The organism is Algirhabdus cladophorae (assembly GCF_044772865.1).
Taxonomy (GTDB): Bacteria; Pseudomonadota; Alphaproteobacteria; order Rhodobacterales; family Rhodobacteraceae; genus Algirhabdus; species Algirhabdus cladophorae.
The window spans coordinates 1,790,457-1,816,441 of sequence record NZ_CP173029.1 but is presented as its reverse complement, the minus strand read 5'-3'; the positions used below and the strand labels follow the sequence as shown (position 1 = coordinate 1,816,441).

Below are 25,985 nucleotides of genomic sequence, written 5' to 3'. Positions count from 1 at the left end.
GACATGGCCGAAATTGTTGATAAAGCCATCGCCGAGGCGCGTGAGTGGCTGGGCACGCCCTATCACCATCAAGCCAGCGTAAAGGGCGCAGGCACTGATTGTTTGGGTCTGTTGCGGGGTATTTGGCGTCACCTTTACGGTGCCGAGCCACAACTGGTTCCTACATATACAGCGGATTGGGCAGAGACCGGTACGACCGACGTATTGATAGAGGCTGCCTGGCGTCATTTGACGCCAAGCCCGACCCTAGCCCCAAAGCGGGGCGATGTTTTGGTCTTTCGGTTGCAAAGTGAAGCCATTGCCAAACACCTCGGCGTAGTGTCCCGCGACGGGGATGAGCCGTATTTTATTCACGCATATTCGGGGCATGGCGTTGTGGAAAGTCCACTGAGCCGCCCCTGGGCCCGCAGAATTGCGGCCCGTTTTGTCTTTCCTGAAAGGATCTGATCATGGCGACGCTTCTTCTTTCTGCAGCTGGAATGGCGGTCGGTGGCTCGGTCGGTGGCAGTGTTTTGGGACTGTCTTCGGCTGTTGCGGGGCGTTTCATCGGGGCCTCAATCGGTCAACTGATCGATCAGCGCCTAATGGGGGGTGGTTCTGATGTGGTCGAAACAGGGCAGGTAGACCGATTTCGCTTAACAGGTGCAAGTGAAGGTACTGCTATTGGTCAGGTGTTTGGTCGTATGCGGGTTGGTGGCCAAGTAATTTGGTCTTCACCGTTTCGCGAAACTGTCACGACCAGCGGCGGGAGTGGCAAGGGAACGCCACAACCCAAGACCAAAACTTACAGCTACTCTGTCTCGCTGGCGATTGCGCTGTGTGAGGGTCAGATCACGCGAGTTGGACGCATCTGGGCCGACGGTATCGAAATTTCCAAAGACGATTTGAATCTGCGTGTCTACACGGGCAGTCAAACCCAGTCGCCAGATCCGACAATTGCTGCGTTTCAAGGCACGTCTGCGACGCCTGCTTATCGTGGGACTGCCTATGTTGTGATGGAAAACTTGGCCTTAGGACAGTTTGGAAATCGCGTGCCTCAGTTCAGCATGGAAGTCATGCGCGGTGGTGATGCCGCTGAAACCGAAACCTCGGATATTGTAAAAGCGGTTGCGATGATTCCGGGAACCGGAGAATACGCACTTGCGACAACGCCTGTGCACATGCGCGCTAGATTTGGTCAATATTTGTCTGCGAATGTGAACAGCCCTTCTGGTAAAACCGATTTTGTCACCTCAACAGATGCCCTGAATGAAGAACTTCCGAATTGCGGCGCGGTATCTTTGATTGTGTCTTGGTTCGGCGATGATTTGCGGTGTGGGCACTGCAAGGTTCAGCCAAAGGTCGAACAAAAGCAAACAGATGGCCGCAATATGCAATGGTGGGTCAGTTCCACGCGTCGTGCCGATGCTGGGATTGTACCGCAGCAATCTGGTCGCCCGATTTATGGTGGATCGCCAGCGGATACGTCCGTCATTCAAGCGATTCAGCGCCTGAAGGCGACTGGCCAGAAGCCCATGTTTTATCCGTTTATTTTGATGGAGCAGACACAAGGCAATTCGTTGCCCAACCCCTACACTGGAGAGGCAGGTCAGCCGGTGCTGCCATGGCGCGGACGGATTACAACCAGTTTGGCCCCAACGATGTCTGGGACGCCCGATCAAACCGCTACAGCGCGCAGCGAGGTGGCGGCATTTTTCGGAACAGCGTCCCCCTCTGATTTTTCGATTTCGGCAAATACAGTGAGCTATTCCGGGCCCGACGAATGGAGCTATCGCAGGTTCATTCTGCACTATGCATATTTGTGCAAGGCCGCTGGCGGTGTTTCTGCATTTTGCATTGGCTCTGAGATGCGTGGACTCACGCAAATACGCGATGATCTTGGGTTTCCAGCGGTTGTTCAACTGCGTCAACTGGCTGGAGAAGTGCGACAAATCTTGGGGGCTGGCACGAAAATAAGTTATGCTTCCGATTGGTCGGAATATTTTGGCTATCAACCCAATGATGGGTCTGGCGATCGATTTTTTCATTTGGATCCACTGTGGGCAGATGATGCTATCGATTTCATTGGCATTGATAATTATATGCCTTTGTCAGACTGGCGCGACACTGCAGATCATGCAGATGTGGAGGCCGGATCGATTTATAATCTCGAGTACCTCATGGGCAATGTTCAGGGGGGGGAAGGTTATGATTGGTACTATGCAAGCGAAACTGCCCGACAACAGCAAATTCGGACCCCAATCGAAGACGGCACTTATCAGGAGCCTTGGATTTACCGTTACAAAGACATCCAATCTTGGTGGTCGCAACCGCATTTTGAACGGGTTGCTGGTGTGCGGTCCGAGGTTTCTACCCAGTGGCAACCCCAATCAAAACCCATTTGGTTTACCGAGCTTGGTTGCGCAGCGATAGACAAAGGCACAAACCAACCTAACAAGTTCTTGGATCCTAAATCATCGGAATCGCGTTTGCCGTATTTTTCAAATGGCCAACAAGATGATTTTATGCAGGCTCAATACATCAGGGCGATGCACGGTTATTGGGAGGATGCGACAAACAACCCGATCTCCGATCTATATGCGGCACCTATGGTTGATATGTCGAACGCATTTATCTGGGCTTGGGACGCGCGGCCTTATCCCTATTTCCCTAACAACAGGTCCCTTTGGACTGACGGCGATAACTATGCCAAAGGCCATTGGCTGAATGGTCGCGCTACTGCCCGTAGCCTTGCCTCAATCGTAACAGAAGTTGTTGAGAAATCGGGCGTACAGAATATCGACACTGCCCGGTTGTTCGGCACTGTTCAAGGCTATCAAATCACAGATATCTCGTCGGCTAGGGCGGCTTTGCAGCCACTACTTTTGGTTTATGGAATTGATGTTGTAGAAAGAGCCGGCGTTCTGGTTTTCCAAAATCGGTCGGGGGCCGTGCAAGCAACATTTGATGCGTCTGACTTGGTATTTGATGACGCGCATCCGGTTCCAGTAGAGGCCTCAAGGGTCTCGGAAGGGGAAACTGTTGGTCGTGTGCGTCTTGGCTTTGTTGAATCTGAGGCAGCGTACGAAACCCGCTCTGTAGAGGCTGCAGCCTCGGACAAACCGGACACTGCTGGTGTGTCACAAAGCAACTTTGATTTGGCGATGACCCGCGGCGTCGCCTCGCGCGTTGCAGATCGATGGCTGACAGAAGCACGTATCGCCCGTGAAAGTTACCAATTTGCGCTGCCGATGTCACAAAACGAGATCGGAGCAGGGGACACGGTTGCCCTGAATTGGGAGGGCGCCACGACCTATGCACGAATTGATAACGTGCAGGACAATATCAGTCGCCAAGTGGATGCAACCCGCGTGGACATAGGTGTATACGAGGCCCCAGAAGTCGCCGAAGTCGAAGCTGTCGCGCCAACATTTACAGCAATTGGCCCTGTGGACGCTGTTTTCTTGGACGTCCCGCTGTTGACCGGTGATGAAACGCCGCATGCGCCCCATGTGGCTCTGGTGGCAGATCCATGGCCGGGGGGGGCTGCTGTTTATACCAGTTCATCCACTGACGGTTTTGCATTCAACACGCTTGTTCAAGGCTCTGCCACGTTTGGCGAGCTTTTGACGCCGCTTGAGCTGCAAGCGCCTGGACATTTGCATCGGTTGGTCCAGTTCGACGTCTCGATGATCCATGGCGAGCTGACGTCTGTGGACGAGTTGGCCCTTATGGCAGGTGCGAATACGGCTTTCCTGAGCCAAGGGGACCCAGATTTGGTTGAGGTCCTGCAGTTCTTGTCTGCCGATTTGATCGATCCGGGAACTTATCGGATCACTGGTGTTCTGCGAGGGCAAGCGGGTAGCGACGGTATTGCACCGAAGCAATGGCCTATAGGAAGTTATTTTACGCTGATGAATCCTGCCGTCGTTCAGTTGGATCTTGCAACTGCCCTGCGGGGGACCACGCAGACTCTACGATTTGGGCCGTCCTCGCGTGGATATGCAGACGCGACCTACAGCGAAGAAGAACATAGTTTTTCTGGCAATGGATTGCGCCCGTACCGTCCTTGTCACGCAAAAGTAGATGTCGATCAGAGTGGCGACATCGCTATTTCTTGGATCCGGCGCACTCGAAAAGATGGTGACAACTGGTCCGGTATCGATGTGCCTTTGGCGGAAGAAACCGAAGCCTATTTGATTTCTGTCGTGCAGAACGGCGAAAATGTGCGGCAATTAACGACGACCCAGCCGCAATGGACGTATTTAGCGGCTGATGCACTGTCGGACCTTCAAAGCGGTGCCTACACCATCGAAATCGCGCAAATTTCGGCCGTGTTTGGCGCCGGTCCTTCTTTGACGATTGAACGCCTCCATTGAGCCAAGTGGTAACATCTGGCGATTGCATCGCCATTGCGCGCGCCTTGCTCGCCAGTGACCGTCCAGAATGGGACGCGTTATTGGCAAAAATACTTGCGTTCGAGGCGATGCAAGGCGCGCAAGTCATGCCCAGTTTGATGAGCGTGGCGAACACATATCCTCAAAGCCCGGAAATGTTCTGGTCTGTCCCTCGGTTTAACGAGGCACTAATTTGTGTTTTGAAGGCTGTCTGCGACACACCCAAGAAGGTACCCCGTTCATAGGTTAAGAACTGTGACAGTTCACAAAATGTGAACGCCCACATGTCCCTTTATTATTGTCCCAAAGGACTTATCTAAGCTATTGCTAGCTCAGGCGAGGATGTTCTTATGGCTGAAACCAAAACTAAACTAACCGAAATCGACCCAGTTTGGTCGCGTATTCGGGAAGAGGCGCAGGTCGCTGTTCAAGAAGAGCCTCTGTTAGGCGGATTGGTGCACGCGTCTGTATTACACCATTCGGGGCTGGCGGAAGCGCTGGCTTACCGGACCTCGCAAAAGCTCGCGTCCAGTGAAATGTCTGAACAGATCTTGCGCGAAATCACCGACGAGGCATTTAGCAGCGACCCAACGATTTTACAGGCTTCTCGTGCCGACCTTGTCGCGGTTCGCGAACGTGATCCGGCCTGCCATCGGTTCTTGCAGCCTCTTTTGTTTTTCAAAGGCTATCAAGCGATCCAATCTTACCGCATTGGTCACTGGCTCTGGCACCAAGGACGTCGGGATATGGCGTATTTTATCCAGATGCGCGTGTCCGAGACATTTGGCGTTGATATCCATCCGGCTGCGAAGATTGGCCAAGGCATCATGATCGATCATGCCCATTCCATTGTGATTGGGGAAACTGCCGTTGTTGGCGACAATGTCTCTATGCTGCACTCGGTAACACTGGGTGGTACGGGTAAAGAAGACGACGATCGCCACCCCAAGATTGCCGACGGAGTCCTGATCGGGGCTGGTGCGAAAGTCTTGGGAAATATCAAGGTTGGTCATTGCAGCCGTATTGCTGCCGGTTCCGTGGTCTTGGAAGAAGTCCCACCAATGAAAACTGTCGCTGGCGTGCCTGCTAAGATCGTGGGCGAGGCGGGCTGTGCGCAGCCGTCTGTGACGATGCATCAGTTGATTAACGGCACGCATTAAGCCGTCCCTTACACTACAAAAAGCCGCGCGTCCTGATCGGATGCGCGGCTTTTTTGCGTTCTGAATGACAGGCTTAAGCCAGCATCATTATCGGGTTTTCGAGATTGTCCACAATAGCCTTGAGGAAGTTTGCCCCAACAGCCCCATCGATCACACGGTGATCCACGGACATCGTTACAGACATCACAGTCGCCACGCTCAGTTCCCCATCTTCGCCAACAACGGGCTGCTTTTTGCCACCACCAACGGCCAAAATGCCACCATGGGGCGGGTTAATCACAGCATCAAAGTTGTCGATACCGAACATACCGAGGTTGGAAATGGCAAAGCTACCGCCTTGGTACTCATGCGGTGCCAGTTTGCGATCACGGGCCCGGGTCGCAAGGTCTTTCATCTCGGCCGAGAGTGCGGACAGCGATTTCAGATGCGCGTCTTTCAGCACTGGTGTGAACAGCCCGCCTTCGATGGCGACAGCAACGGCTACATCGGACGGGGTCAGCTGCAACACACGATCACCGGCCCAAACAGCGTTCGCCTCAGGCACCTCTTGCAAGGCCAAAGCACAGGCTTTGATGATAAAGTCATTCACTGACAGTTTGACACCTTTGCCTTCAAGCTGCTTGTTCAACTGGCTGCGGAACTTGAGCAGCGCATCCAACTTGATATCGCGGCGCAGATAGAAATGCGGGATGGTTTGCTTGGCTTCGGTCAGGCGGGCTGCAATTGTCTTGCGCATCCCGTCCAATGGCACCTCTGTGTAGTCGCGATCTGTGTACATCTTTGCGACCATATCGGCAGATGCACCTGTCGCGGGCGCGGCAGTTGGCGTTGGCGCGCTGGCTGCGGGTGCTGCTGACGCTTTTGGGGCCGTTGTTGCATTTTCAACGTCGGCTTTCACGATCCGGCCGTGGGGGCCAGAGCCTGTCAGCGTCGCCAAGTCAAGGCCTTTGTCGGCGGCGATACGGCGCGCCAGAGGTGATGCAAACACACGCGCACCATCGGCTTTAGCCGGGGCCGCTGGGGCGGGGCTGGCCGCTGGCACAGGTGCTGTTTCGGCGACGGGCGCTGCTGCCGGGGCAGAGGCGGCAGGGTCCGCTGCGCCGCTGCCGATATCATCAGCGTTTTCGCCATCCTCCAACAACACTGCAATCGCTGTGTTCACAGCCACGCCAGCGGTGCCTTCAGCAACTAAGATCTTGCCGATGACACCTTCATCGACGGCTTCAAATTCCATCGTGGCTTTATCGGTCTCAATTTCGGCCATGATGTCGCCAGAGGCAACGGTGTCGCCTTCTTTGACCAACCATTTGGCCAGCGTGCCTTCTTCCATTGTAGGCGAGAGGGCGGGCATCAGAATTTCTGTAGGCATGATCGCTCTCCTTACCGGTAAGTCACTGATTTGACGGCCTCAACCACTTCTGCAGTGGTGACAAGCGCCAGCTTTTCAAGATTGGCTGCATAGGGCATAGGCACGTCTTTGCCTGTGCAATTGATCACTGGGGCGTCCAGATAGTCAAAGGCATTTTGCATCAAAACAGCCGAAATATGGTTGCCGATGCTGGCTACGGGCCAGCCTTCCTCGACTGTCACACAACGGTTTGTTTTCATCACTGATTTGATCACAGTGGCCGTATCCATGGGGCGCAATGTCCGCAAATCTATGACCTCGGCGCTGATACCGTCCTCGGCCAGCTTGTCTGCGGCTTCCAAAGCATAGGTCATGCCGATCCCGAAAGATACAATCGTCACATCTGTGCCTTCGCGCCAAATCTTGGCCTTGCCGAAGGGCACCGTGAAGTCATCCATAACAGGCACGTCAAAGCTGCGCCCATACAGGATCTCATTTTCCAAAAAGATCACGGGGTTTGGATCGCGGATTGCAGATTTCAGCAGACCTTTCGCATCGGCTGCAGAGTAAGGCATTGCCACTTTCAAACCGGGTACTTGGGCGTACCAGGCGGCGTAGTCTTGGCTGTGTTGGGCACCTACACGGGCCGCCGCACCGTTGGGACCGCGAAACACCATAGGCGCACCCATTTGACCGCCGGACATGTACAGTGTCTTGGCCGCCGAGTTGATGATCTGATCGATCGCTTGCATGGCGAAGTTGAAAGTCATGAATTCCACGATTGGCTTCAGCCCGCCAAAGGCAGACCCAACCGCAATACCGGCAAAACCGTGCTCGGTGATTGGGGTGTCGATGACGCGCTTTGCGCCAAATTCGTCCAACAAACCTTGGGAGATTTTGTAAGCACCTTGGTATTCGGCAACTTCTTCGCCCATCAGATAGACGTTTTCATCGCCGCGCATCTCTTCGGCCATTGCGTCGCGCAAGGCCTCGCGCACAGTCGTCGGCTTCATCTCGGTGCCTTCGGGCCAATCAGGGCTGTCGTCGACTTTTGGCGCTTCAACTGGGGCCGCTACAACGGCCGGGGCTGCAACAACCTCGGTTGCTGTTGGGGCAGGGGCCGCACTGGCCGTGTCAACCGCAGAGGCGTCTTCGCCATCTTCCAACAACACAGCGATCGGGCTGTTAACAGCGACATTGGCGGTGCCTTCAGCCACTAGAATTTTCCCGATAACGCCTTCATCGACGGCTTCAAATTCCATCGTGGCTTTGTCGGTTTCAATTTCAGCCATGATGTCGCCGGACGATACAGTGTCGCCTTCTTTGACCAGCCATTTGGCCAATGTGCCTTCTTCCATCGTGGGCGAGAGGGCGGGCATAAGGATTTCGGTTGCCATGGGTTAAGCCTCCTGCGGGATTTCGTCGGCGTAAATATCTGTCCAAAGCTCGGACACGTCAGGCTCTGGGCTTTCTTTCGAAAACTCTGCGGCCTCGTTCACAATCGCTTTGATCTCTTTGTCGATGGCCTTTAGGTCATCATCGCTGGCGTGCTTGCCAGTCAGCAGCAATTCGCGCACCTGCTCAATTGGGTCACGTTCGTCACGCATTTTCTGGACCTCTTCGCGGGTCCGGTATTTCGCAGGATCTGACATGGAATGCCCACGGTAGCGATAGGTTTTAACCTCAAGGATATAAGGCCCTTCGCCAGACCGACAGTGGGCTACGGCTTTTTCACCAGCGGCTTTCACGGCCAGAACATCCATACCATCGACGATTTCACCGGGAATGCCGAAACCGGCGCCACGTGTATAAATGTCAGGAGTTGAGGAGGAACGCTGTTGCGAGGTGCCCATAGCATATTGGTTGTTTTCAATGACGAAAATCACTGGCAGCTTCCACAATGACGCCATGTTGAACGTCTCGTAAACCTGGCCTTGGTTTGCTGCCCCATCGCCGAAATAAGCAAAAGAAACGCGGTCATTACCCAGATATTTATCCGCAAAAGCCAGACCAGCGCCCAAAGGTACTTGAGCCGCCACAATGCCGTGGCCACCATAGAAATGCTTTTCCTTCGAGAACATGTGCATCGAGCCGCCTTTGCCGCGACTGTACCCACCTTCGCGGCCGGTCAGTTCGGCCATAACACCCTTGGGATCCATGCCGCAGGCCAACATATGGCCGTGGTCGCGATAGGATGTGACGCGCTTGTCACCTTCTTCCGCTGCGGCCTCGAGGCCCACAACGACGGCCTCTTGGCCAATGTAGAGGTGACAAAAGCCGCCGATTAAACCCATTCCGTAAAGCTGCCCCGCTTTTTCTTCAAATCGCCGGATCATCAGCATTTCGCGGTAATGGCCGAGCAATTCCTCGGCTGACACGTTGGGTTTTTTCTTTGCGGCCATCGGGTTCTCCTCGCGCAATTCCAAAGTAGTTTAATATTAAACTATTGTATACCGCAGGCTGTTTCGTTTTTCCACGGCAAAGTGACGCCACGGCCAATTCGACGCAGGCGTATCTATAAACTGTGTTTTTAGAAGGGGTTAGCGGATGATGATTTCGTCGCTGCGCGCCATGCCAATGACACTGCGGACCTGTTCATCCAATAGATCCAGATCAAGGTAAGTATCCGACAAACGTTTGGTTTTGTTTTCCATAGCAGCAACTTCGGCCTGCAATCCTTGCAGTTGGGTCCGCAAGATATCTGCATCCGCTTGAATCTCGGCGCGGCGAAACAACCCGTAGTCCCCTTGCACGGCGGCAAATGTAAAATACAGACCCAACGCCAAGGTCACGCAAAAATACGATATCACACCAAGTGCGGGGGATGTCTTGTTGTTCATGTCACTGCCTTTTGTCGCTTCTTAATTGAGCAACTTTGTTTAGAATGACACAATTTACACGGTTTGGGAATCCCTTATGTTGCCTAAAGCGTTTGAAACATGCAGTTTTTAGCTGTTTTGACCGTGAAATCGATTGGATCTGCGTGATGTGTCTCGCCTCTCTTTCAAAAAGAGCTGTTGGTATGGCCTGCGGTCTGGTTGTTATGACCCTGATCGGATGTGCGCCGCGCGGGACGTTTAGCGCGCTGCCCGTAGGGGCCACACCGGGCACCATCGAGCGGATTTATGTAGCAACCGAACGCGGCCTTCAGGCGCGCGATGGGGCAACCTTCGGCAATGTGCGCTCGGATGAGCTTCGGTTTGGAACCGTAGATGTATCCGTGCCGCAGCAACACGTTGTGGGGCAAATCGAATGGCCCAAGGGTGCCGCAGATCCGGTTCGGCACTTTGTGGTCTCCGAAACATCGGGTCTGGATAATTTGGACGATTTTGTCCGCCAAGTGCAGGCAGATCAGACCGAGGCTGCTGAGACGTTGGTTTTTGTGCATGGGTTCAATGTCAACAATGCCGAGGCGGTCTATCGCTTGGCGCAGATCCGGCATGACTATGGCATTCCAGTGCCGACCGTTGCGTTTTCATGGCCCTCAGCAGGGCATCCAGCGGCCTATGTTTATGACCGTGACAGCGTGATTTTTGCGCGAGACGGGTTAGAAAAACTCATCACTGCCCTTGTGGCCCGCAAGGGGCAAAAGGTGGTGCTGGTGGCCCATTCTATGGGGTCTCAATTGGTGATGGAAGTGCTGCGACAACTTACAATCGCTGGCCGCCAAGATGTGTTAGGTCGCGTGGAATCAGTGGCCCTGATATCGCCCGATATTGATCCAGACGTTTTTCAAAGGCAGATGGATCGGATCGATCCAATCCCGCCGAACTTTACTCTGTTTACCTCATCTGAGGACATCGCATTGGGACTGTCATCGATTTTGGTAGGGCGCAAAGCGCGCTTGGGCGCGATCAATACCGCCGAGGAAGTGGCTGGCCTGCCAGTCACCGTGGTGGATCTTAGCAATCTGGCAGATGGCGAGGCTGGCAACCATTTGACCCTTGCCTCGTCGCCTGCTGCGGTGGCCTTTGTCGGGGGACTGATTGCCGCCGGACAGTTGGAAACCGGATCCCAACCCCGCGTCATCCGCGCGCCCGCAAGCGGGGTGTTTCCAAAATGAAAACGCAGCCCCGTTGGGACTGCGTTTGTGACATGTTTTGTCCGCGCTGAAGCAGAGGTTAGCGCGTCAGGCTTTGCCGCGATAGATATCGACCAGTTTGCCCAGCATCGACAGCGCATCGGCCTTGTCCCGTTGGAAACTGTTGCGCCCGATGATTGAACCGTTGCCGCCGCCGTCGCGAATGGCGCGCGCGTCGTCGTATACGCTGTCGGCGCCTTTTTTCGCGCCGCCAGAAAAGACCACGATGCGGCGTCCGGCAAGGCTGCTGTCCATGCAGTGTTTCACGCGTGCGGCTTGAGTCGAAATGTCGATCCCTTGCTCCTCATAGACCTTCTTGGCTTCGGGCAGCATAAGGTGATCGGTGCTGAGTTTGATCTTGATGATATGAGCGCCCATGAGGGCCGCCATTTGGGCCGCATAAGCCGCCACGTCGATGGCTGTTTCGCCCTCTTTGGTGATGCCTTCGCCGCGTGAATAGGACCAAATGACAGTGGCCACGCCTTTGGCGGCAGCTTCTTTGCGCATCTCGACGATTTCTTCGAACATATCCACTGCACAGTCCGAGCCGGGGTAGATGGTAAAGCCGATGGCCCCTGCGCCGATGCGCAGCGCATCATCTACAGACGCCGTGACGGCTTGATCTTTGCCCGCTGTGCCCGACATCAGCGAGTTGGCGGAGTTGACTTTGAGGATCGTTGGGATTTGGCCAGCGAATGTGTCTGCGCCAGCTTCCAAAAGGCCCAAAGGGGCTGCAAAAGCGTTTAAGCCTGCATCAATCGCCAACTGGTAATGATAGTGCGGGTCGTAGCTGGCGGGGTTGGCATTGTACGTGCGCGCAGGCCCGTGTTCGAACCCTTGGTCCACAGGCAGAATGATCATTTTACCGGTGCCACCTAGCTTGCCATGCATCAGCATTTGGCACAGCTTGGCTTTGACCCCGGGCGTTTCGCCTTCGTAATTGGACAGGATTTTCTGGACAGTACGGGTGGCGCGCATGGGGCTCTCCTAAGGATCTATTAACAATAGTGGTGCCTTAGAGGGCTGTTAGAACCCTTGCAATGATGTTAGCGCAATCACATGAACTGTTTACGCTAACACGCGGGGATTATGTCGAAATTATGACGATTTAGCCGCCCAAAGCCGCGACGCCGGGCAGGGTTTTACCCTCCATCCATTCCAAGAATGCGCCGCCGGCTGTGCTGATATAGGTAAAATCATCGGCAGCACCGGCTTGGTTCAAAGCGGCCACTGTGTCCCCACCACCGGCCACTGAAATCAGCTTGCCTGCTTTGGTTTGGTCCGCGGCGACGCGGGCTGCGGCGTTTGTGGCAGTGTTGAATGGGGCGATCTCGAAAGCCCCAAGCGGGCCGTTCCAGATTAGGGTTTCTAAGCCCTCGAAAGCCGCTTCGACGGCTTTGACAGCCAGTGGGCCGGCATCGAGAACCATTTGATCGGCGTCCAGCACCGTATCGCTGTTCAACGCAATAACCTTGTGATCTGCGCCTTCTTTGAACGCGCGGGACACAAGCCCATCAACAGGCAGAACGATCTTGCAGCCCGCAGCCTCGGCGGCCGTCATGATGTCGCGTGCTGTGTCCAGCATATCGGCCTCGACCAAGGATGCGCCCAATTGCGCACCCTGTGCCAAAAGGAAGGTGTTGGCCATGCCGCCGCCGATCACCAGAACATCCAACTTCCCGACGAGGTTTTCCAAAAGTGAGATTTTGGTCGACACTTTCGCCCCGCCAACCACAGCGCCAACAGGGCGTTTGGGGGTCGACAAAGCAGCCTCCAACGCGCTGAGTTCGGCCTGCATCAAACGACCTGCGCAATTGGGCAGCAATTTGGCGACCCCTTCTGTGCTGGCGTGGGCGCGGTGCGCGGCCGAAAACGCATCGTTGCAATAGATGTCGCCCAAGCTGGCCAGAAAGCCTGCCATTTGCGGATCATTGGCTTCTTCCATGGCCGTAAAGCGTGTATTTTCCACCAAGATCACGGCATCAGACGGCTGGGCATCAATAAACTCGCGGGAAGGGCGCTGGACAAATGTGACGTCCACACCAAACGCCGCAGACAGGGCAGGCACCAAAGGTTCCAGCGAAAGTTCGGGCTTGAATTCACCCTTGGGGCGGCCGAAATGCGCCAACAAAATCGGGCTGCCACCTGCGGCTAGAATATCCTTTATCGTCGGCACAATCCGCTCGATCCGCGTGGCGTCGGTGATTTTGCCATCTTCCATGGGAACGTTGATATCCACACGGGTTAAGACGCGCTTACCTGCCAGTTCCATGTCATCCAATGATTTCCAGCCCATGTGCCCACTCCTGTTGATGCGATTGCCGTGATGCAATTGCAGCGGTGGTCGCGCAGTATCATGCTAAGGTCAAGCCGCTTGCCCTTGGCTTTCCCCCAAACTCGCCCTAGTTTGCGCCCAAACACATTTAGGAGCAGCCAAATGGCCGAGATCAAAGACCCCGAAAACACAATTCTGATGGAACTCAAAGACGGCACCGTCACCATCGCCTTGTTGCCTGACGTGGCCCCGCTGCATTGCGAGCGGATGAAAACGCTGGTGCGCGAAGGCAAATATGACAACGTTTGTTTCCACCGCGTGATCGACGGGTTCATGGCGCAAACCGGCGACGTGGCCAATGGCAACATGGAAGACGGTTTCAACATCCGGATGGCGGGCACAGGTGGCTCGGACTACGATGACGTGAAGGCCGAGTTTTCCAAAGTGCCGCACGCCCGCGGCTCTATCGGTGCGGCGCGCTCTGCCAATCCTGACAGCGCCAACAGCCAGTTCTTTATCAACTTCAAAGACAATGATTTCCTGAACGGTCAGTACACGGTTTATGGCCAGGTCATCTCTGGCATGGATCATGTGGATGCCATCGCCCGTGGCGAGCCGCCGATGAACCCAGACCGGATGGTGTCGATGAAGGTGGCAGCAGATGTATAAGTTGGCTCTGGCGGCACTGCTTGCCGCGTCACCGGCCTTTGCCACAGGCATCACAATCGAAGTGGCCGGCGAGGCCTCTGGCACGATCACCATTGATTTGCTTGAGGATATTGCCCCGCAGCATGCCGCGCGCATCGCGGAATTGGCAGCAGAAGGTGCCTATGACGGGGTGGTGTTTCACCGCGTGATCGATGGCTTTATGGCCCAAACTGGCGACGTTGAATTTGGCGTGTCCGGCGGCGACACAGCCCGCGCTGGCATGGGGGGATCGGACAAACCGGACTTGCCTGCGGAATTTTCCGACGTGCCTTATGATCGCGGCGTTGTTGGTATGGCCCGCAGTCAGAACCCGAATTCGGCCAACAGCCAGTTCTTTATCATGTTTGATCAAGGCTACTTCCTGAACGGCCAATACACGGTCGTCGGCCGTGTGACTGAAGGCATGGATGTGGTGGATGCGATCAAAAAAGGTCGCGGTCAAAACGGCTCGGTCCGAGGCACACCGGACATGATGAAAACGGTCACAGTCACCGAGTAACTTCCGCGCGAGCGGTTGGCAAAACGGCTATCATGGGGGCGCTTCCTCTGCCAAAGTATGGTGAGATGGAGGTGTCCCCAATGCGTTTGAAATCCCTTGTTGCCGTGGCCTTTGCTGCGATGATCACAGTGGCCGAGGCCAGCCCGGAGTTCTGGGTGAACGAATGGCCCAACACGAATTTTGAGAAAACCACAGTGGACAATTGGGTTGAGATCCTGTCGGGCGGGCCACCCCGTGACGGTATCCCTGCACTCAATAATCCCAGCTTTATCGCTGTGGGGGATGAGGGCGACATTGGCGACCGCGAACCGGTGATTGCTGTGGAATTTGAAGGGGATACAGCGCGCGCCTATCCCATTCGCTACCTCACTTGGCATGAGATTGTGAACGATACAGTTGCAGGAATTCCAGTAGCTGTCACCTTTTGCCCCTTGTGCAATTCAGGCATCACTTTTGATCGTCGTGTGCGGGGCCAAGTGCTGACTTTTGGTGTCTCGGGTAAGCTGCGTAACTCGGATATGGTGATGTTTGACCGCGAAACCGAAAGCTGGTGGCAACAGGCCATTGGCACAGGTATTGTGGGGGACCTTACGGGTGAAAAACTGACAGCTCTGCCCACGTGGATGGAAAGTTGGGCCGAATTTAAGGCTCGCAACCCGCAGGGCCTTGTCATGGCGCGCCCCGGTGCACCACGGGCCTATGGGGCCAACCCATATCAAAGCTATGACAGTTCCCATCGACCATTTTTGTACAGTGGCGAACTGCCGCCACATGACATTCCCGCGTTGGCCCGCGTTGTGCGTATTGGCGATCAGGCTTGGCCGGTTGCCCGCTTGCGCGATGAAGGTGGTGTGACCCAAAGTGGGCTTACGTTGAGTTGGGCCGAAGGCCAAGCCAGCGCGTTGGACAGCCGCAACATTAACGCAGGCAAGGAAGTTGGCACCGTGCGCGTGCGTGACGCCCAAGGACGCGATGTGGCCCATGATGTGATGTTTGCCTTTGCCTTTCACGCCTTCTGGCCGGACGGTCAATGGATGCTGAAATAACCCAAAGCGGCTGGCACTCGGATAGGCCCCGCGCTAGCGTGGCGAAAAAGGAGTCGCCCTATGCCGCAGTTTGCCCGATACCCCAGCCTTGAGGGCGCAGTTGTTTATCTAACCGGGGGCGCAGGCGGGATCGGTGCCGACATGGTGCGCGCGTTTTGCGATCAAGGGGCACAAGTCGCCTTCTTTGATTTCGATGCAGCAGGCGGGGCAGCTATGGCAGCTGAGACCGGTGCAATTTTCAAAGAAGTGGATTTGCGCGACATCCCGGCATTGCAAGAGGCCATGGCCGAGGCGTTGCGCGAGGTTGGTACACCGGATGTCTTGGTCAACAATGCCGCCCGCGATGATCGCCATGGCTGGGAAACTGTCACGCCAGAGTACTACGACGAACGTATCGCCACGAACCTTAAACACATGTTTTTCGCAACCCAAGCCGTGGCACCTGCTATGCAGGCCGCGGGCAAGGGCAGCATCATCAATATGGGCTCGAATTCCTGGTGGGAAGCAGGCGGTGGGATGCCGGTTTACACCACCTCCAAGGCCGCTGTGCACGGGATGACCCGCAGCTTTGCGCGCGATCTTGGGCCGGACCGGATCCGCGTGAACACTGTGGTGCCCGGATGGATTATGACCGATCGCCAGAAAGAGCTTTGGGTGACCGAAGAAAGCCTTGCCAATCATCTGAACAATCAATGCCTGAAGGATCCGATCGCACCGGAATATGTGACCCGCATGGTGCTGTTTTTGGCCTCGGATGATGCAGCTATGTGCACAGCGAACAACTATATGGTCGAAGGCGGCAGTATTTGAGCGCTCCGATTGTTGTCATCGGGGCAGGGATCGTCGGGGTATCCACGGCGATCTGGCTTCAACGGGCCGGACACCGCGTGGTGCTGTTGGACAAAGATGCGCCGGGGCAGGCGGCCTCCTTTGGGAATGCAGGTCTACTGGCGGGCTGGGCAATTACGCCAGTGACCTCGCCGCGCCTGTGGCGCGATGCACCGCCGATGATCTTAAACCCGCGCTCGCCGTTGTTCATCAAATGGCGCCAACTGCCCAGACTGCTGCCGTGGTTTGCGCGATTTTTGCGCCATACCAGTGATGCTGAAACACGGCGCATCGTGGCGGCCATGGATCCGTTGATCAGCGACAGCGTCGATCAACATCGCCAATTGGCCGCAGGAACGCGCGCCGAAGGATGGATCGAAAACAGCAAGATGGGTTTCGTCTATAACCGCAAACGTGACTTTAAGAACGACGCCTATATGTGGGCATTGAAAGCAGAATATGGGCTTAGCCCTGATGTGTTGGAAGGCCCCGCGTTGCGCGATGCCGAACCGATCCTGAGCCCACAGATTGAAGTCATGGCCGTCCTCAGCGGATGGGGCCATGTGACCAATCCGGGCGGCTATATCACGGCACTGGCGGATGCATTTGTGGCCCAAGGCGGGCAAGTGGTCCAAGCCGAGGTGACAGCAATTCACCGCGCCGATGGGACAGTGCGCGAGGTGATTACCGATCAAGGGCCCATGCCTTGCAAAAAACTAGTGGTCACAGCGGGGGCGTGGTCGCGCGAGATGATGCAAATGCTGGGTCTCGATGTGCCGTTGATCGCCGAACGAGGCTATCATGTGCTGCTGGAAGAGCCATCAATGCTGCCACGTCACCCAATGTTGATGATGAATGGCAAATTTGGTGTGAACCCGATGGAAATGGGGCTACGCTGCGCCGGAACCGTCGAATATGGCGACACGTCCCAGACCCCCAGCCGCAAACCACTGGCGCTGTTGCGGCGTCACATCGCCCAGAGTTTTCCAAAGCTGACGTATAAATCGACCCAGGACTGGATGGGGTTTCGCCCCTCCACACCTGACAGCCTGCCTTTGATTGGCCAGATTGGCACATCAGGGATTTACACAGGCTTTGGCCATCAACATGTGGGGCTTACCGCCGGCCCCAAGACCGGGCGTTTAGTGGCGCAAATGATCGATGAGCAACCCGCGAATCAAGACATGAGTGGCTTTGATCCGGCACGCTACTTGCGCTGAATGTTACCTATTTCCTAAGAAAACAGCCAAAATACTCGCCTCAAAATTGCAATTTACCTCATTTGGGGGATGTGCGACCGGCGGCGCAGAATTATCCAAGTCTATGGGGGCCGTTTTTCGCCCGCGTATAATTTTAACATTATTTTTTTCAAAGTGAGGGCGCTATGACGTTCAAGAAATTTCTTCTATTTGTACTGGGTTTGGGGCTGTCTGCTCTGCCAGCGACAGCCGAAACACTTAGGTTTGATTTTAAGGGTGAGGTTGTCCGCACTAATGATGGCACGCTGCAAAACAATGATGTTGCGTCCATCGGCACAATCACAACTGGCGATGCGGTCTCGGGTAGCTTTATCCTAGATAATTCGGCGCTGACAGGGGGCGCTGCGTCCACGTTTTCAAACAGTTCCGCTGTGACCAACTTTAATATGGTGATGGATGGCTTGTCGTTTTCGACCAGTGGGACCGGCACCGCAACCCTGCGCAATGATCATATGGCAGGGTCCAGCGCGCCCCTGCGGGACAACTTTTTTGTCAGAGGGACCAGCCCGACCGGTCCGACCGTAGGCGGTTTGACGGCGTCTATTCTGCAATTCTCGGTCGGGGGTACGGACACCAGTGTTCTGTCCGACACCAATAGCCCAACAATTCAACAGTTCTTGGATATGTTTGCTGCGGATACCATCGGCGGGTCTTTGAACTTTATTTCGTTCTCTGATGGTTCTGACGCGCGTTTCGAAGTGTCAGAGTTAAAGATCTCGGCAGTGCCATTGCCTGCGGGCGGGTTTTTGTTGATCGGGGGTCTTGGCGCGTTGACTGTGTTGCGCAAACGCAAAAGACAAAGCTAGGATCCGGTCCTCAAACCACTGTTTGGCTTTTGTCCAGCGGCCTGCCTTTCACGGGCGGGCCGCTGTTTTTTTGTTAGGCCAAAGTTACCAACGCATGGCGCTTTTTGCCTGCGCTTAGTTTGATCGGCTCGGCCAAATCGGCGGCGGTGATCAAAAGGCCCGCATTGGTCAAGGCCGCGTCGTTCATCTTGGCCCCATTGTCTGCGATCAGGCGTTTTGCCTCTTTGCCAGAACCTGCCAGACCGGATTTTACGATCAACTGCACAATCGAGATGCCGTCGCCAATATCTGCGGCTGCTAGGGCCAGCGTCGGCAAGTCGTCCCCGATGCCGCCTTTCTCAAAGACTTCTTTCGCAGTGGCTTCGGCGGCTGCAGCGGCCTCGGCCCCGTGCAACAGCGTGGTGACTTCATTGGCCAATATGATCTTGGCGTCGTTGATCTCGGACCCTTCCAGCGCGCCAAGACGATCACATTCCTCAATCGGCAATTCGGTGTAGAGTTTCAGGAAGCGCCCCACATCCGCATCGGTGGTGTTGCGCCAGAACTGCCAGAATTTATAGGACGACAGCTGATCACCGTTTAGCCAGATCGCGCCGTCCTGAGATTTGCCCATTTTCTTGCCATCCGAGGTGGTCAGCAAGGGCGAGGTGAGGCCGTAGACCTCATTGTCGATCACGCGTCGTGTCAGGTCGATGCCGTTGACGATATTGCCCCATTGATCGGAACCGCCCATTTGCAGCAGACAGCCGTAGCGGCGATTAAGCTCCATAAAATCATAGGCTTGCAGGATCATGTAATTGAATTCGAGGAACGAAAGGGATTGCTCCCTGTCCAGACGGGACTTCACACTTTCAAAGGCCAGCATGCGGTTGACCGAGAAATGCCGCCCGATATCGCGCAGAAACTCGAGGTAGTTCAACCCGTCCAGCCATTCAGCGTTATTGAGCATCATCGCATCCGTGTCACCATCGCCAAAGCTGACGTAATGGGAAAACACCTGCCGGATGCCGTCGATATTGGCGTTGATCTGGTCCTCGGTCAGCAAGGGGCGTTCATCGGCGCGAAAGCTGGGGTCGCCCACCTTGGTGGTGCCGCCGCCCATCAAAACCAACGGCTTGTGGCCGGTCTTTTGCAACCAGCGAAACATCATGATCTGGATCAATGATCCCACATGCAAGGAACTGGCTGTGGCATCAAAGCCGATATAGGCGGGCACCACGCCTGCAACCATTGCCTCGTCCAAGCCCTGATAATCGGTACAATCGGCCAGAAAGCCCCGTTCGATCATCACGCGTATAAACTCGGATTTTGGGTGGTATGTCATAGCTTGTGTCCTTGCAGTATCGCAGGCATCTATAGGGGCAGATTGGGTCAAGGAAAAGAGCATGTTGAAACCGGGGATCGTCACTGCCCTTGGAGCTATGTCTGGCACGTCGCTGGACGGGGTAGACGCGGCCGTGATCCAAACTGATGGGGTGACGATTGCGGGCTTTGGTCCGTCGGCCTACCGGCCTTATAGCGTTGAGGAACAAGCCGCATTGAAAGCCGTTTTGGGGCGCTGGCCCGATCCCGAACTGGAAGACGTGGCCGAACTGATCGAGACCGCCCATGCGCAGGTTTTAGCAGGCTTTAATGCCGTCGATTTGGTTGGGTTCCATGGCCAAACCTTGGCCCATGATCCCGACAGTGGCCGCACCCATCAATTGGGCGACGGTCAGGTGTTGGCTGATGTGCTGGAATGCCCAGTGGTGTGGGACTTTCGCTCAGCAGACGTCCAGATGGGCGGGCAGGGCGCGCCCTTGGCCCCGTTTTTCCACTTTGCTTTGGCCAAGTATATCAAAGCGGACGCGCCGGTGGCGTTCCTGAATTTGGGCGGTGTGGGGAATATCACATATGTTGACCCCAGGCGTCCCAAGGTCGAGGCGGATGGCGCTATTCTGGCCTTTGACACAGGGCCCGCAAATGCGCCGATCAACGATCTGATGATGGACTGGTTTGGCTATGATCACGATGCCGATGGCGCAACGGCGCTTGCAGGTACGGCCGATCAAGGGATCGTCGATCAGTTCCTGAACCACAGCTATTTTGCGCGCATACCACCAAAATCCTTGGACCGCGATGCCTTTGCAGGACTGGCTGAGGCCGTGGATGGGTTAGGGCCCGAAGATGCTGCCGCCACGCTGGTTGCGGCCTGTGCGCAATCCGTGGCCCGCGCTTTGGAACATTGCCCCACACGGCCCGAACGTTTGCTGGTCGCTGGCGGTGGGCGCAAGAACCCTGCGATCATGCAGGCGCTTTATTATGCCACGCAATGCCGTGTTGTTCCGGTCGAAGACGTGGGCCTTGATGGCGATATGCTCGAGGCGCAGGCCTTTGCCTATTTGGCGGTGCGTGTGGCGCGGGGTTTGCCGACCTCAAGCCCCAGTACCACTGGGGTCAGCGCCCATGTGGGCGGAGGCACACTAAGCCAGCCACGGGCCTAAAGGCCCGCACATTTATAGGGCGGGGCCAATGTGAACCGGGTTCGCGCGTAAGGTCGCATTTGATTGGCAAATTCGTGCAAACAGATCAGCGCGCCCTCCTTAAGCTGCGGGTTATAGGCGCGGCTGTTGACGATCACGGAACGTCCAGAGGGAGTTTCGGCAAAAATACGCACCCCAAAGTTTTTGGAGCCATGGCGCACCGAATACCGCGCCACGCGGGCCTTGGTGTAGGCCACATGTTTTGGAACACTGACGGTCGCCGCCGCCATGACCGCACAGCCCAGCAATACCGCCAGTGCAGGGATCATTTTCTTGAAATCTGTCAAGGCAACAGACAAACGAGCGAAAAAAAGAGACTGTTTCATGACTTTTATATAGTCAGTGTTGCTGACCTTATTGAGTGCCGAAATGGAAACAAACTGTTCCAACAGGCTTGATATCGGTCTGATTATCGCGAAACACGGAACAAACGCTTGGGATCTTCTTCCTATGGCAGAAATGAAATGCACGCTGGACGTATAAGCGCGAGGGGGTCGTTAAAAACAGTCGTTAAATTGCCTTAATTTTTTGGTTGGGTACAGAAGAACTTAACCAAGTGAGGATTTAATGACCCGTTCTTTTGCGATTGCTGCTGCCACAGCACTTTGCCTTTCTACACCCGCAGCAGCGGCAACTGTTGCGTACCAAGTTGACGCCAATACCACTGGCAACCAGTCTTACACCGGTGTGCTGGGAATGGATTTCGTTGTGAACCAGTCCATTGATGTCCTCAGCCTCGGTGCCTTTGACGCCGATGGCGACGGCCTGAACCGGTCCACAACGCTGGTCACGGAGCTGTGGTCGCGCGACGGCAACCAATCCGGTCAGATCTTGGCCTCGACTTCGTTTACCAGCGCTGATGCGGGAACGTTGGTGGGCGGCAGTCTTTTTAAGACGATCGCTGCTTTGACCTTGGGCGCCGGTCAATATTCTATCGTGTCCTACGGCTATAACTCGGTCGACCAAAACGGCAACAAAGGCGTGTCAGCGGGCACATGGACCACAAATGATGCTGGCGGTGCGCTGAGTTTTGTTGGTGGCAGCCGCTTTGGCGGAACATTGGGCGGCACGATCGGTGACACGCTGGACAGCGGTCCGGATGATCGCTACGCAGCGGGCACATTCAGCTATGAAATCTCGGCTGTTCCAGTGCCAGCGGCCTTGCCCTTGATGCTGATCGGTTTGGGCGCGTTCGGACTTGCCAAACGCCGCAAAACAGCCTGATCTTACTGGATTACGTGGTCAAAAAGGCTCCGCTACGGCGGGGCTTTTTCATGTTTGCCGCTTTGATTTTTAGGGTGTTGCGAAAATTCTATTGGTGAATTTGGCGATATCTGTTGAACTGTCCCGCAAAGGGCCTGTTCAAACAAAGAGGTGCAAACAGATGGTCAAAACGCTTGGAATTGGCGGTGTATTTTTCCGCGCAAAAGATCCCGCAGCCCTTGCCCAGTGGTATCAAACCCATCTTGAGGTCGCTCCGGTTCCAACTGGGCCCGACATGATGCCGTGGATCACTGAGGCGGGAGTAACAGTCTTTTCACCGTTTCAGGAGGATACCGATTATTTCCCAGAGGATCGCAGTTTTATGCTGAACTTTCGCGTCGCTAATCTGGCCGCCGCGCTAGCGGAACTTGCGGGCAACGGGATCGAAAGCAGCAGCATCGAAACCATGGAAGGCGTCGGCAAATTCGCTCGCATCCACGATCCTGAAGGCAATCCAATTGAACTGTGGGAGCCTGCCGCGCCTTAGCTGCGCGGAATATCAAATTCTGGACCGGCCAATGTGAAGCCGTCGAATTGGAAGCCGGGACTGACCGTGCAGCCGACTAAGGCCCATCCGTTAGGGGCTGCCGCTGCTTGCCAATGATCTTTGGGTACGATGGCTTGGGGCGTTTGGCCTGCGTCCAGATCCGAGCCAAGGGTCAAATGTTGGGCCGGGCCATCGTCCGTGGCGGCTATTTTCAGGGTTAGGGGCGTTCCGGCGTAGAAATGCCAAATCTCGACTGCGTCGACTTTGTGCCAGTGGCTGGACTGGCCCGCCTTGAGCAAAAAGTAAATGCAGGTGCCGCTTGGCCGATCTGGGCCCGTTTCGTCCACCCATGTCTGGCGGTAATACCCGCCCTCAGGATGAGGTTGCAGGCGCAGATCGGCAATGATTTGGTCGGCGTCCATTCCTAGCCCTTGAGGATAGAACGACCGGCATAAACAGCACTTTCACCCAGTGCCTCGTCGATGCGGATCAACTGGTTGTATTTGGCCAATCTGTCGGAGCGGGACAGGGAGCCGGTTTTGATCTGACCGCAATTCGTGGCGACGGCAAGGTCTGCGATGGTGGCGTCCTCGGTTTCACCAGAGCGGTGCGACATAACATTGGTAAAGCCTGCGCGGTGGGCCATATCGACGGCTTTCAGCGTTTCGGTCAGAGTGCCGATTTGGTTCACTTTGACCAACATCGAGTTGGCCGAGCCGCGTTCGATCCCCATGGCAAGGCGTTCCGGGTTGGTGACAAACAAATCGTCGCCCACAAGTTGGATGCGGTCGCCAAGTGTGTCGGTCAGGGCTTTCCAGCCGTCCCAGTCGTCCTCGTCACAGCCGTCTTCGATGCTGATAATCGGGTAGTCGTTGACCAGCGCCTCGAGGTAGGCGACGTTCTCGTCCGAGGACAGGGATTTGCCTTCCCCCTTCATTTCGTAGACGCCGTTATGGCAGTATTCTGTCGCGGCACAGTCCAACGCCAGATAGATATCTTCACCGGGTTTGTAGCCTGCCTTTTCGATGGATTTCAAAATGAAATCAAGGGCATCGCGGCTGGAGCTGAGGTTGGGCGCAAAGCCACCTTCGTCGCCGATACCAGTGTTGAAACCTGCGGCTGACAGCTCGCCTTTTAGGGTGTGAAACACTTCTGCGCCCATGCGCACGGCGTCGCGGATGTTGTCCGCGGCCACGGGCATGATCATAAATTCCTGCACGTCGATGGGGTTGTCCGCATGTTCGCCACCGTTGATGATGTTCATCATAGGCACTGGCAAAACCCGTGCCGAGGTGCCGCCCACGTAGCGATAAAGCGGCTGTGCTGTGTAGTCTGCTGCGGCTTTGGCCGCGGCCATGGAGACACCCAAAATCGCATTGGCGCCAAGGCGGCCTTTGTTGGGGGTGCCGTCAAGTTCGATCATTGTCTCGTCAAGGCCCACTTGTTCTGTGGCGTCCATGCCTGCCAAGGCTTCGGCGATTTCACCGTTCACAGCGGCCACGGCGTTTAAGACACCTTTACCCTTGTAACGGGATTTGTCGCCGTCGCGCATTTCAACCGCTTCATAAGCGCCAGTTGAGGCCCCCGATGGCACTGCAGCCCGGCCCATTGTGCCATCCTCAAGGACCACATCCACTTCGACGGTGGGGTTGCCACGGCTGTCTAGGATTTCGCGGGCGTGAATGTCGATGATGGTGCTCATGGTGGGAGGCTCCTTGAGAGGGGTAAATGTTGACGCGTGGTTAATACGCTTTTGCCTAAGATTAAAGGCCTAGCTGCTATGCCGGCGCTCGCGCAGAACAATGAACAGCCCTGCCGAGATGACGATTAGCACACCAATGATAGCGCTAACAGTCAATTTTTCCCCAAATACCAACATTCCCAAACCAACCCCAAATAGAATCCGACTGTACCGAAATGGCGTAACAGCAGCGATGTCTCCGATCCGCATGGCAGCGGTGATAGCGTAATTGCCAGCCATGGCGAAAAGGAGCGTGGCCAGCATCAGCCAAAAGGCGCGCCCATCAAACTGAGCTGGGGCAGGATCCGCTGCGATCAAAATCAGGCCCAAAGGGATCATAATCAAAAACCCATAGGTGGCCACGGCCAGACTGGGAATTGATTTTGGCACTTTGCGCGTGGCCAGATCGCGCCCTGCGAGGCCCAAAACAGCGATCATGCCATATATCAGGTTTGGGTCGAGGTCGGTTTGAGTGGGGTTAATAATCAACACCACGCCGAAAAAACCTACAAGGATTGCTCCCCAACGCCACGGGCCAACAGGTGCCCCAAGGATCACAGCAGCCCCAAGGGTCACAATGATCGGGGTGGCTTGGATCAGGATCGAAATCGTGGTCAGCGGGATCAGGCTAAGGGCGGTGATCATCCCGAACACGCCGATAATTTCGGAAGTATTCCGGACCACCACAGCCGGGTTGAAAAACGCACCTGTCCAAATGGCGATGCCCGCACGTCGCGCCATGCCATAAAAAACAGCCACCCCGCCAAGACCCATAATCAAGATGATATAGCCGTTGGCCAGTTGCTGTGAGGCCAGCTTGATCAACATGTCCGACATGGCAAAGCCCGCCATGGAGGCCGTCATCAATAAGATCCCGCGCAATGTGTCAGACATGGGTCAGGGTATTCAGTTCAAGGGGGGGGACGGGGCCGAGGTTCATATCTGAAACGCAATTCTTGCTAGGACTTAGATGCTGTGTGATGTGTGCGCGCCACCGTTCGGACAAAGGCAAAAGGTCCAGCGGCTCAGATGTAGAACTATCTCGGATCGCGGACAAATCCACAGTTTCGAAAGAAAGATCTACCCGGTATTCGCGGCACGGCGCCACGGATCTGTCAAAGATCTATTTCTTGATCGGCACGCCGTAGAGTTCGAGGCGGTGGCCTTTGAGGGTATATCCCAGCTTTTGCGCGATTTTCTCTTGTAGGGCTTCAATCTCGGTGTCGACAAATTCGATCACTTCGCCGGAATTAATATCGATCAAGTGGTCGTGGTGGTCACGGTCAGCGGTCTCGTAGCGCGCACGGCCATCGCCAAAGTCGTGCTTTTCCAAGATCCCGGATTCTTCGAATAGTTTGACCGTGCGGTAGACCGTGGCAATAGAAATGCGCGGGTCAATGGTGCTGGCGCGGGCATAAAGCTCTTCTACATCGGGGTGGTCATCGGCGTCCTGCAGCACCTGCGCGATCACGCGGCGTTGGTCGGTCATGCGCAGGCCCTTGGCCTCGCAACGGCTGAGGATTGTATCGGCCATAGCGTGTTCCTATTCACTTGGCATGGGTTGTACCGAATTGAACGACCAAGGG

General features: G+C 55.5%; 26 protein-coding genes. 14 read left to right on the top strand and 12 right to left on the bottom strand.

Annotation, left to right across the window (positions count from 1 at the left end):
* Window positions 1-3 precede the first annotated feature (3 nt).
* The 4 genes from ACIRQ6_RS08760 to cysE all read left to right on the top strand — a co-directional run bounded on the left by ACIRQ6_RS08760 (window position 4) and on the right by cysE (window position 5,536).
* Complete coding sequence (locus ACIRQ6_RS08760) at window positions 4-447, top strand: NlpC/P60 family protein (protein WP_420863749.1); 444 nt, start codon at window positions 4-6, stop codon at window positions 445-447.
* 2 nt (window positions 448-449) lie between these two features.
* Entirely contained in the window at window positions 450-4,358 is a 3,909-nt protein-coding gene (locus ACIRQ6_RS08755) for a baseplate multidomain protein megatron (protein ID WP_420863748.1), read from the top strand.
* Window positions 4,355-4,621, top strand: coding sequence for a hypothetical protein (locus tag ACIRQ6_RS08750; RefSeq protein ID WP_420863747.1), 267 nt, complete (start codon window positions 4,355-4,357; stop codon window positions 4,619-4,621). Before ACIRQ6_RS08755 ends, ACIRQ6_RS08750 begins: the two co-directional genes overlap by 4 nt.
* 105 nt (window positions 4,622-4,726) lie before the next feature.
* On the top strand, window positions 4,727-5,536 hold the full coding sequence (gene cysE / locus ACIRQ6_RS08745; RefSeq protein ID WP_420863746.1) for a serine O-acetyltransferase: 810 nt from the start codon (window positions 4,727-4,729) through the stop codon (window positions 5,534-5,536).
* A 73-nt stretch (window positions 5,537-5,609) separates the two neighbouring features.
* Here the strand turns inward: cysE and ACIRQ6_RS08740 are convergent, their stop codons facing one another.
* The 4 genes from ACIRQ6_RS08740 to ACIRQ6_RS08725 form a co-directional block, all read right to left on the bottom strand.
* Window positions 5,610-6,905, bottom strand: a complete 1,296-nt coding sequence (locus ACIRQ6_RS08740; RefSeq protein ID WP_420863745.1) for a pyruvate dehydrogenase complex dihydrolipoamide acetyltransferase — start codon at window positions 6,903-6,905, stop codon at window positions 5,610-5,612.
* Between the two features lie 11 nt (window positions 6,906-6,916).
* Window positions 6,917-8,281 (bottom strand): pyruvate dehydrogenase complex E1 component subunit beta, encoded by a 1,365-nt coding sequence (locus ACIRQ6_RS08735; protein WP_420863744.1) that lies wholly within the window; start codon window positions 8,279-8,281, stop codon window positions 6,917-6,919.
* Between the two features lie 3 nt (window positions 8,282-8,284).
* Complete coding sequence (gene pdhA / locus ACIRQ6_RS08730) at window positions 8,285-9,286, bottom strand: pyruvate dehydrogenase (acetyl-transferring) E1 component subunit alpha (RefSeq protein ID WP_420863743.1); 1,002 nt, start codon at window positions 9,284-9,286, stop codon at window positions 8,285-8,287.
* A 138-nt stretch (window positions 9,287-9,424) separates the two neighbouring features.
* Window positions 9,425-9,724 (bottom strand): FtsB family cell division protein, encoded by a 300-nt coding sequence (locus tag ACIRQ6_RS08725; protein ID WP_420863742.1) that lies wholly within the window; start codon window positions 9,722-9,724, stop codon window positions 9,425-9,427.
* 182 nt (window positions 9,725-9,906) lie between these two features.
* Between ACIRQ6_RS08725 and ACIRQ6_RS08720 the strand changes: the two genes are divergently transcribed.
* Window positions 9,907-10,947 (top strand): alpha/beta hydrolase, encoded by a 1,041-nt coding sequence (locus tag ACIRQ6_RS08720; RefSeq protein WP_420863741.1) that lies wholly within the window; start codon window positions 9,907-9,909, stop codon window positions 10,945-10,947.
* A 66-nt stretch (window positions 10,948-11,013) separates the two neighbouring features.
* Here the strand turns inward: ACIRQ6_RS08720 and ACIRQ6_RS08715 are convergent, their stop codons facing one another.
* Together ACIRQ6_RS08715 and ACIRQ6_RS08710 are read right to left on the bottom strand one after the other, a co-directional pair.
* Window positions 11,014-11,943 carry a class I fructose-bisphosphate aldolase gene (locus ACIRQ6_RS08715; RefSeq protein ID WP_420863740.1) on the bottom strand — a complete coding sequence of 310 codons (930 nt, stop codon included), beginning with the start codon at window positions 11,941-11,943 and terminating at the stop codon, window positions 11,014-11,016.
* Between the two features lie 130 nt (window positions 11,944-12,073).
* Window positions 12,074-13,261 (bottom strand): phosphoglycerate kinase, encoded by a 1,188-nt coding sequence (locus ACIRQ6_RS08710; RefSeq protein ID WP_420863739.1) that lies wholly within the window; start codon window positions 13,259-13,261, stop codon window positions 12,074-12,076.
* Between the two features lie 141 nt (window positions 13,262-13,402).
* Here ACIRQ6_RS08710 and ACIRQ6_RS08705 point away from each other — a divergent pair, with 141 nt between their 5' ends.
* From ACIRQ6_RS08705 to ACIRQ6_RS08680, 6 genes are all read left to right on the top strand, one after another.
* Entirely contained in the window at window positions 13,403-13,909 is a 507-nt protein-coding gene (locus ACIRQ6_RS08705) for a peptidylprolyl isomerase (RefSeq protein WP_420863738.1), read from the top strand.
* Window positions 13,902-14,447 carry a peptidylprolyl isomerase gene (locus ACIRQ6_RS08700; protein WP_420863737.1) on the top strand — a complete coding sequence of 182 codons (546 nt, stop codon included), beginning with the start codon at window positions 13,902-13,904 and terminating at the stop codon, window positions 14,445-14,447. The genes ACIRQ6_RS08705 and ACIRQ6_RS08700 overlap by 8 nt, the downstream gene beginning before the upstream one ends.
* Window positions 14,448-14,527: 80 nt before the next feature.
* Window positions 14,528-15,493 (top strand): DUF3179 domain-containing protein, encoded by a 966-nt coding sequence (locus tag ACIRQ6_RS08695; protein WP_420863884.1) that lies wholly within the window; start codon window positions 14,528-14,530, stop codon window positions 15,491-15,493.
* A gap of 60 nt (window positions 15,494-15,553) precedes the next feature.
* Window positions 15,554-16,303, top strand: coding sequence for an SDR family NAD(P)-dependent oxidoreductase (locus ACIRQ6_RS08690; RefSeq protein ID WP_420863736.1), 750 nt, complete (start codon window positions 15,554-15,556; stop codon window positions 16,301-16,303).
* Complete coding sequence (locus ACIRQ6_RS08685) at window positions 16,300-17,541, top strand: NAD(P)/FAD-dependent oxidoreductase (RefSeq protein ID WP_420863735.1); 1,242 nt, start codon at window positions 16,300-16,302, stop codon at window positions 17,539-17,541. The genes ACIRQ6_RS08690 and ACIRQ6_RS08685 overlap by 4 nt, the downstream gene beginning before the upstream one ends.
* 164 nt (window positions 17,542-17,705) lie before the next feature.
* Complete coding sequence (locus ACIRQ6_RS08680) at window positions 17,706-18,386, top strand: VPLPA-CTERM sorting domain-containing protein (protein WP_420863734.1); 681 nt, start codon at window positions 17,706-17,708, stop codon at window positions 18,384-18,386.
* A 73-nt stretch (window positions 18,387-18,459) separates the two neighbouring features.
* Here the strand turns inward: ACIRQ6_RS08680 and tyrS are convergent, their stop codons facing one another.
* Entirely contained in the window at window positions 18,460-19,710 is a 1,251-nt protein-coding gene (tyrS, locus tag ACIRQ6_RS08675) for a tyrosine--tRNA ligase (RefSeq protein WP_420863733.1), read from the bottom strand.
* 61 nt (window positions 19,711-19,771) lie between these two features.
* On the opposite strand from tyrS, the gene ACIRQ6_RS08670 reads away from it, so the two are divergent.
* Window positions 19,772-20,869 carry an anhydro-N-acetylmuramic acid kinase gene (locus ACIRQ6_RS08670; RefSeq protein WP_420863732.1) on the top strand — a complete coding sequence of 366 codons (1,098 nt, stop codon included), beginning with the start codon at window positions 19,772-19,774 and terminating at the stop codon, window positions 20,867-20,869.
* Here ACIRQ6_RS08670 and ACIRQ6_RS08665 read toward each other — a convergent pair.
* A complete protein-coding gene (locus ACIRQ6_RS08665; protein ID WP_420863731.1) occupies window positions 20,866-21,234 on the bottom strand; it encodes a hypothetical protein in 369 nt (122 codons plus the stop codon). The genes ACIRQ6_RS08670 and ACIRQ6_RS08665 overlap by 4 nt on opposite strands.
* Window positions 21,235-21,475: 241 nt before the next feature.
* Here ACIRQ6_RS08665 and ACIRQ6_RS08660 point away from each other — a divergent pair, with 241 nt between their 5' ends.
* On the top strand, window positions 21,476-22,132 hold the full coding sequence (locus ACIRQ6_RS08660; protein ID WP_420863730.1) for a VPLPA-CTERM sorting domain-containing protein: 657 nt from the start codon (window positions 21,476-21,478) through the stop codon (window positions 22,130-22,132).
* 160 nt (window positions 22,133-22,292) lie between these two features.
* Window positions 22,293-22,658 carry a VOC family protein gene (locus ACIRQ6_RS08655; RefSeq protein WP_420863729.1) on the top strand — a complete coding sequence of 122 codons (366 nt, stop codon included), beginning with the start codon at window positions 22,293-22,295 and terminating at the stop codon, window positions 22,656-22,658.
* On the opposite strand, the gene ACIRQ6_RS08650 is transcribed toward ACIRQ6_RS08655, so the two are convergent.
* The 4 genes from ACIRQ6_RS08650 to ACIRQ6_RS08635 all read right to left on the bottom strand — a co-directional run bounded on the left by ACIRQ6_RS08650 (window position 22,655) and on the right by ACIRQ6_RS08635 (window position 25,933).
* Window positions 22,655-23,080 carry a cupin domain-containing protein gene (locus ACIRQ6_RS08650; protein WP_420863728.1) on the bottom strand — a complete coding sequence of 142 codons (426 nt, stop codon included), beginning with the start codon at window positions 23,078-23,080 and terminating at the stop codon, window positions 22,655-22,657. The genes ACIRQ6_RS08655 and ACIRQ6_RS08650 overlap by 4 nt on opposite strands.
* A gap of 2 nt (window positions 23,081-23,082) precedes the next feature.
* Window positions 23,083-24,360, bottom strand: a complete 1,278-nt coding sequence (gene eno / locus ACIRQ6_RS08645) for a phosphopyruvate hydratase (protein ID WP_420863727.1) — start codon at window positions 24,358-24,360, stop codon at window positions 23,083-23,085.
* A gap of 69 nt (window positions 24,361-24,429) precedes the next feature.
* Complete coding sequence (locus ACIRQ6_RS08640) at window positions 24,430-25,293, bottom strand: DMT family transporter (protein ID WP_420863726.1); 864 nt, start codon at window positions 25,291-25,293, stop codon at window positions 24,430-24,432.
* A 229-nt stretch (window positions 25,294-25,522) separates the two neighbouring features.
* Window positions 25,523-25,933 (bottom strand): Fur family transcriptional regulator, encoded by a 411-nt coding sequence (locus ACIRQ6_RS08635; protein ID WP_420863725.1) that lies wholly within the window; start codon window positions 25,931-25,933, stop codon window positions 25,523-25,525.
* Between the last annotated feature and the right edge of the window lie 52 nt (window positions 25,934-25,985).

Bases quoted from the DNA above. Each gene is read 5' to 3' on its own strand.
- ACIRQ6_RS08760 (WP_420863749.1), top strand. From the start codon at position 4: ATGGCCGAAATTGTTGATAAAGCCATCGCCGAGGCGCGTGAGTGGCTG.
- ACIRQ6_RS08755 (WP_420863748.1), top strand. From the start codon at position 450: ATGGCGACGCTTCTTCTTTCTGCAGCTGGAATGGCGGTCGGTGGCTCG.
- cysE (WP_420863746.1), top strand. From the start codon at position 4,727: ATGGCTGAAACCAAAACTAAACTAACCGAAATCGACCCAGTTTGGTCG.
- ACIRQ6_RS08740 (WP_420863745.1), bottom strand. From the start codon at position 6,905: ATGCCTACAGAAATTCTGATGCCCGCCCTCTCGCCTACAATGGAAGAA.
- ACIRQ6_RS08735 (WP_420863744.1), bottom strand. From the start codon at position 8,281: ATGGCAACCGAAATCCTTATGCCCGCCCTCTCGCCCACGATGGAAGAA.
- pdhA (WP_420863743.1), bottom strand. From the start codon at position 9,286: ATGGCCGCAAAGAAAAAACCCAACGTGTCAGCCGAGGAATTGCTCGGC.
- ACIRQ6_RS08725 (WP_420863742.1), bottom strand. From the start codon at position 9,724: ATGAACAACAAGACATCCCCCGCACTTGGTGTGATATCGTATTTTTGC.
- ACIRQ6_RS08720 (WP_420863741.1), top strand. From the start codon at position 9,907: ATGGCCTGCGGTCTGGTTGTTATGACCCTGATCGGATGTGCGCCGCGC.
- ACIRQ6_RS08715 (WP_420863740.1), bottom strand. From the start codon at position 11,943: ATGCGCGCCACCCGTACTGTCCAGAAAATCCTGTCCAATTACGAAGGC.
- ACIRQ6_RS08710 (WP_420863739.1), bottom strand. From the start codon at position 13,261: ATGGGCTGGAAATCATTGGATGACATGGAACTGGCAGGTAAGCGCGTC.
- ACIRQ6_RS08705 (WP_420863738.1), top strand. From the start codon at position 13,403: ATGGCCGAGATCAAAGACCCCGAAAACACAATTCTGATGGAACTCAAA.
- ACIRQ6_RS08700 (WP_420863737.1), top strand. From the start codon at position 13,902: ATGTATAAGTTGGCTCTGGCGGCACTGCTTGCCGCGTCACCGGCCTTT.
- ACIRQ6_RS08695 (WP_420863884.1), top strand. From the start codon at position 14,528: ATGCGTTTGAAATCCCTTGTTGCCGTGGCCTTTGCTGCGATGATCACA.
- ACIRQ6_RS08690 (WP_420863736.1), top strand. From the start codon at position 15,554: ATGCCGCAGTTTGCCCGATACCCCAGCCTTGAGGGCGCAGTTGTTTAT.
- ACIRQ6_RS08680 (WP_420863734.1), top strand. From the start codon at position 17,706: ATGACGTTCAAGAAATTTCTTCTATTTGTACTGGGTTTGGGGCTGTCT.
- tyrS (WP_420863733.1), bottom strand. From the start codon at position 19,710: ATGACATACCACCCAAAATCCGAGTTTATACGCGTGATGATCGAACGG.
- ACIRQ6_RS08670 (WP_420863732.1), top strand. From the start codon at position 19,772: ATGTTGAAACCGGGGATCGTCACTGCCCTTGGAGCTATGTCTGGCACG.
- ACIRQ6_RS08665 (WP_420863731.1), bottom strand. From the start codon at position 21,234: ATGAAACAGTCTCTTTTTTTCGCTCGTTTGTCTGTTGCCTTGACAGAT.
- ACIRQ6_RS08660 (WP_420863730.1), top strand. From the start codon at position 21,476: ATGACCCGTTCTTTTGCGATTGCTGCTGCCACAGCACTTTGCCTTTCT.
- ACIRQ6_RS08655 (WP_420863729.1), top strand. From the start codon at position 22,293: ATGGTCAAAACGCTTGGAATTGGCGGTGTATTTTTCCGCGCAAAAGAT.
- ACIRQ6_RS08650 (WP_420863728.1), bottom strand. From the start codon at position 23,080: ATGGACGCCGACCAAATCATTGCCGATCTGCGCCTGCAACCTCATCCT.
- eno (WP_420863727.1), bottom strand. From the start codon at position 24,360: ATGAGCACCATCATCGACATTCACGCCCGCGAAATCCTAGACAGCCGT.
- ACIRQ6_RS08640 (WP_420863726.1), bottom strand. From the start codon at position 25,293: ATGTCTGACACATTGCGCGGGATCTTATTGATGACGGCCTCCATGGCG.
- ACIRQ6_RS08635 (WP_420863725.1), bottom strand. From the start codon at position 25,933: ATGGCCGATACAATCCTCAGCCGTTGCGAGGCCAAGGGCCTGCGCATG.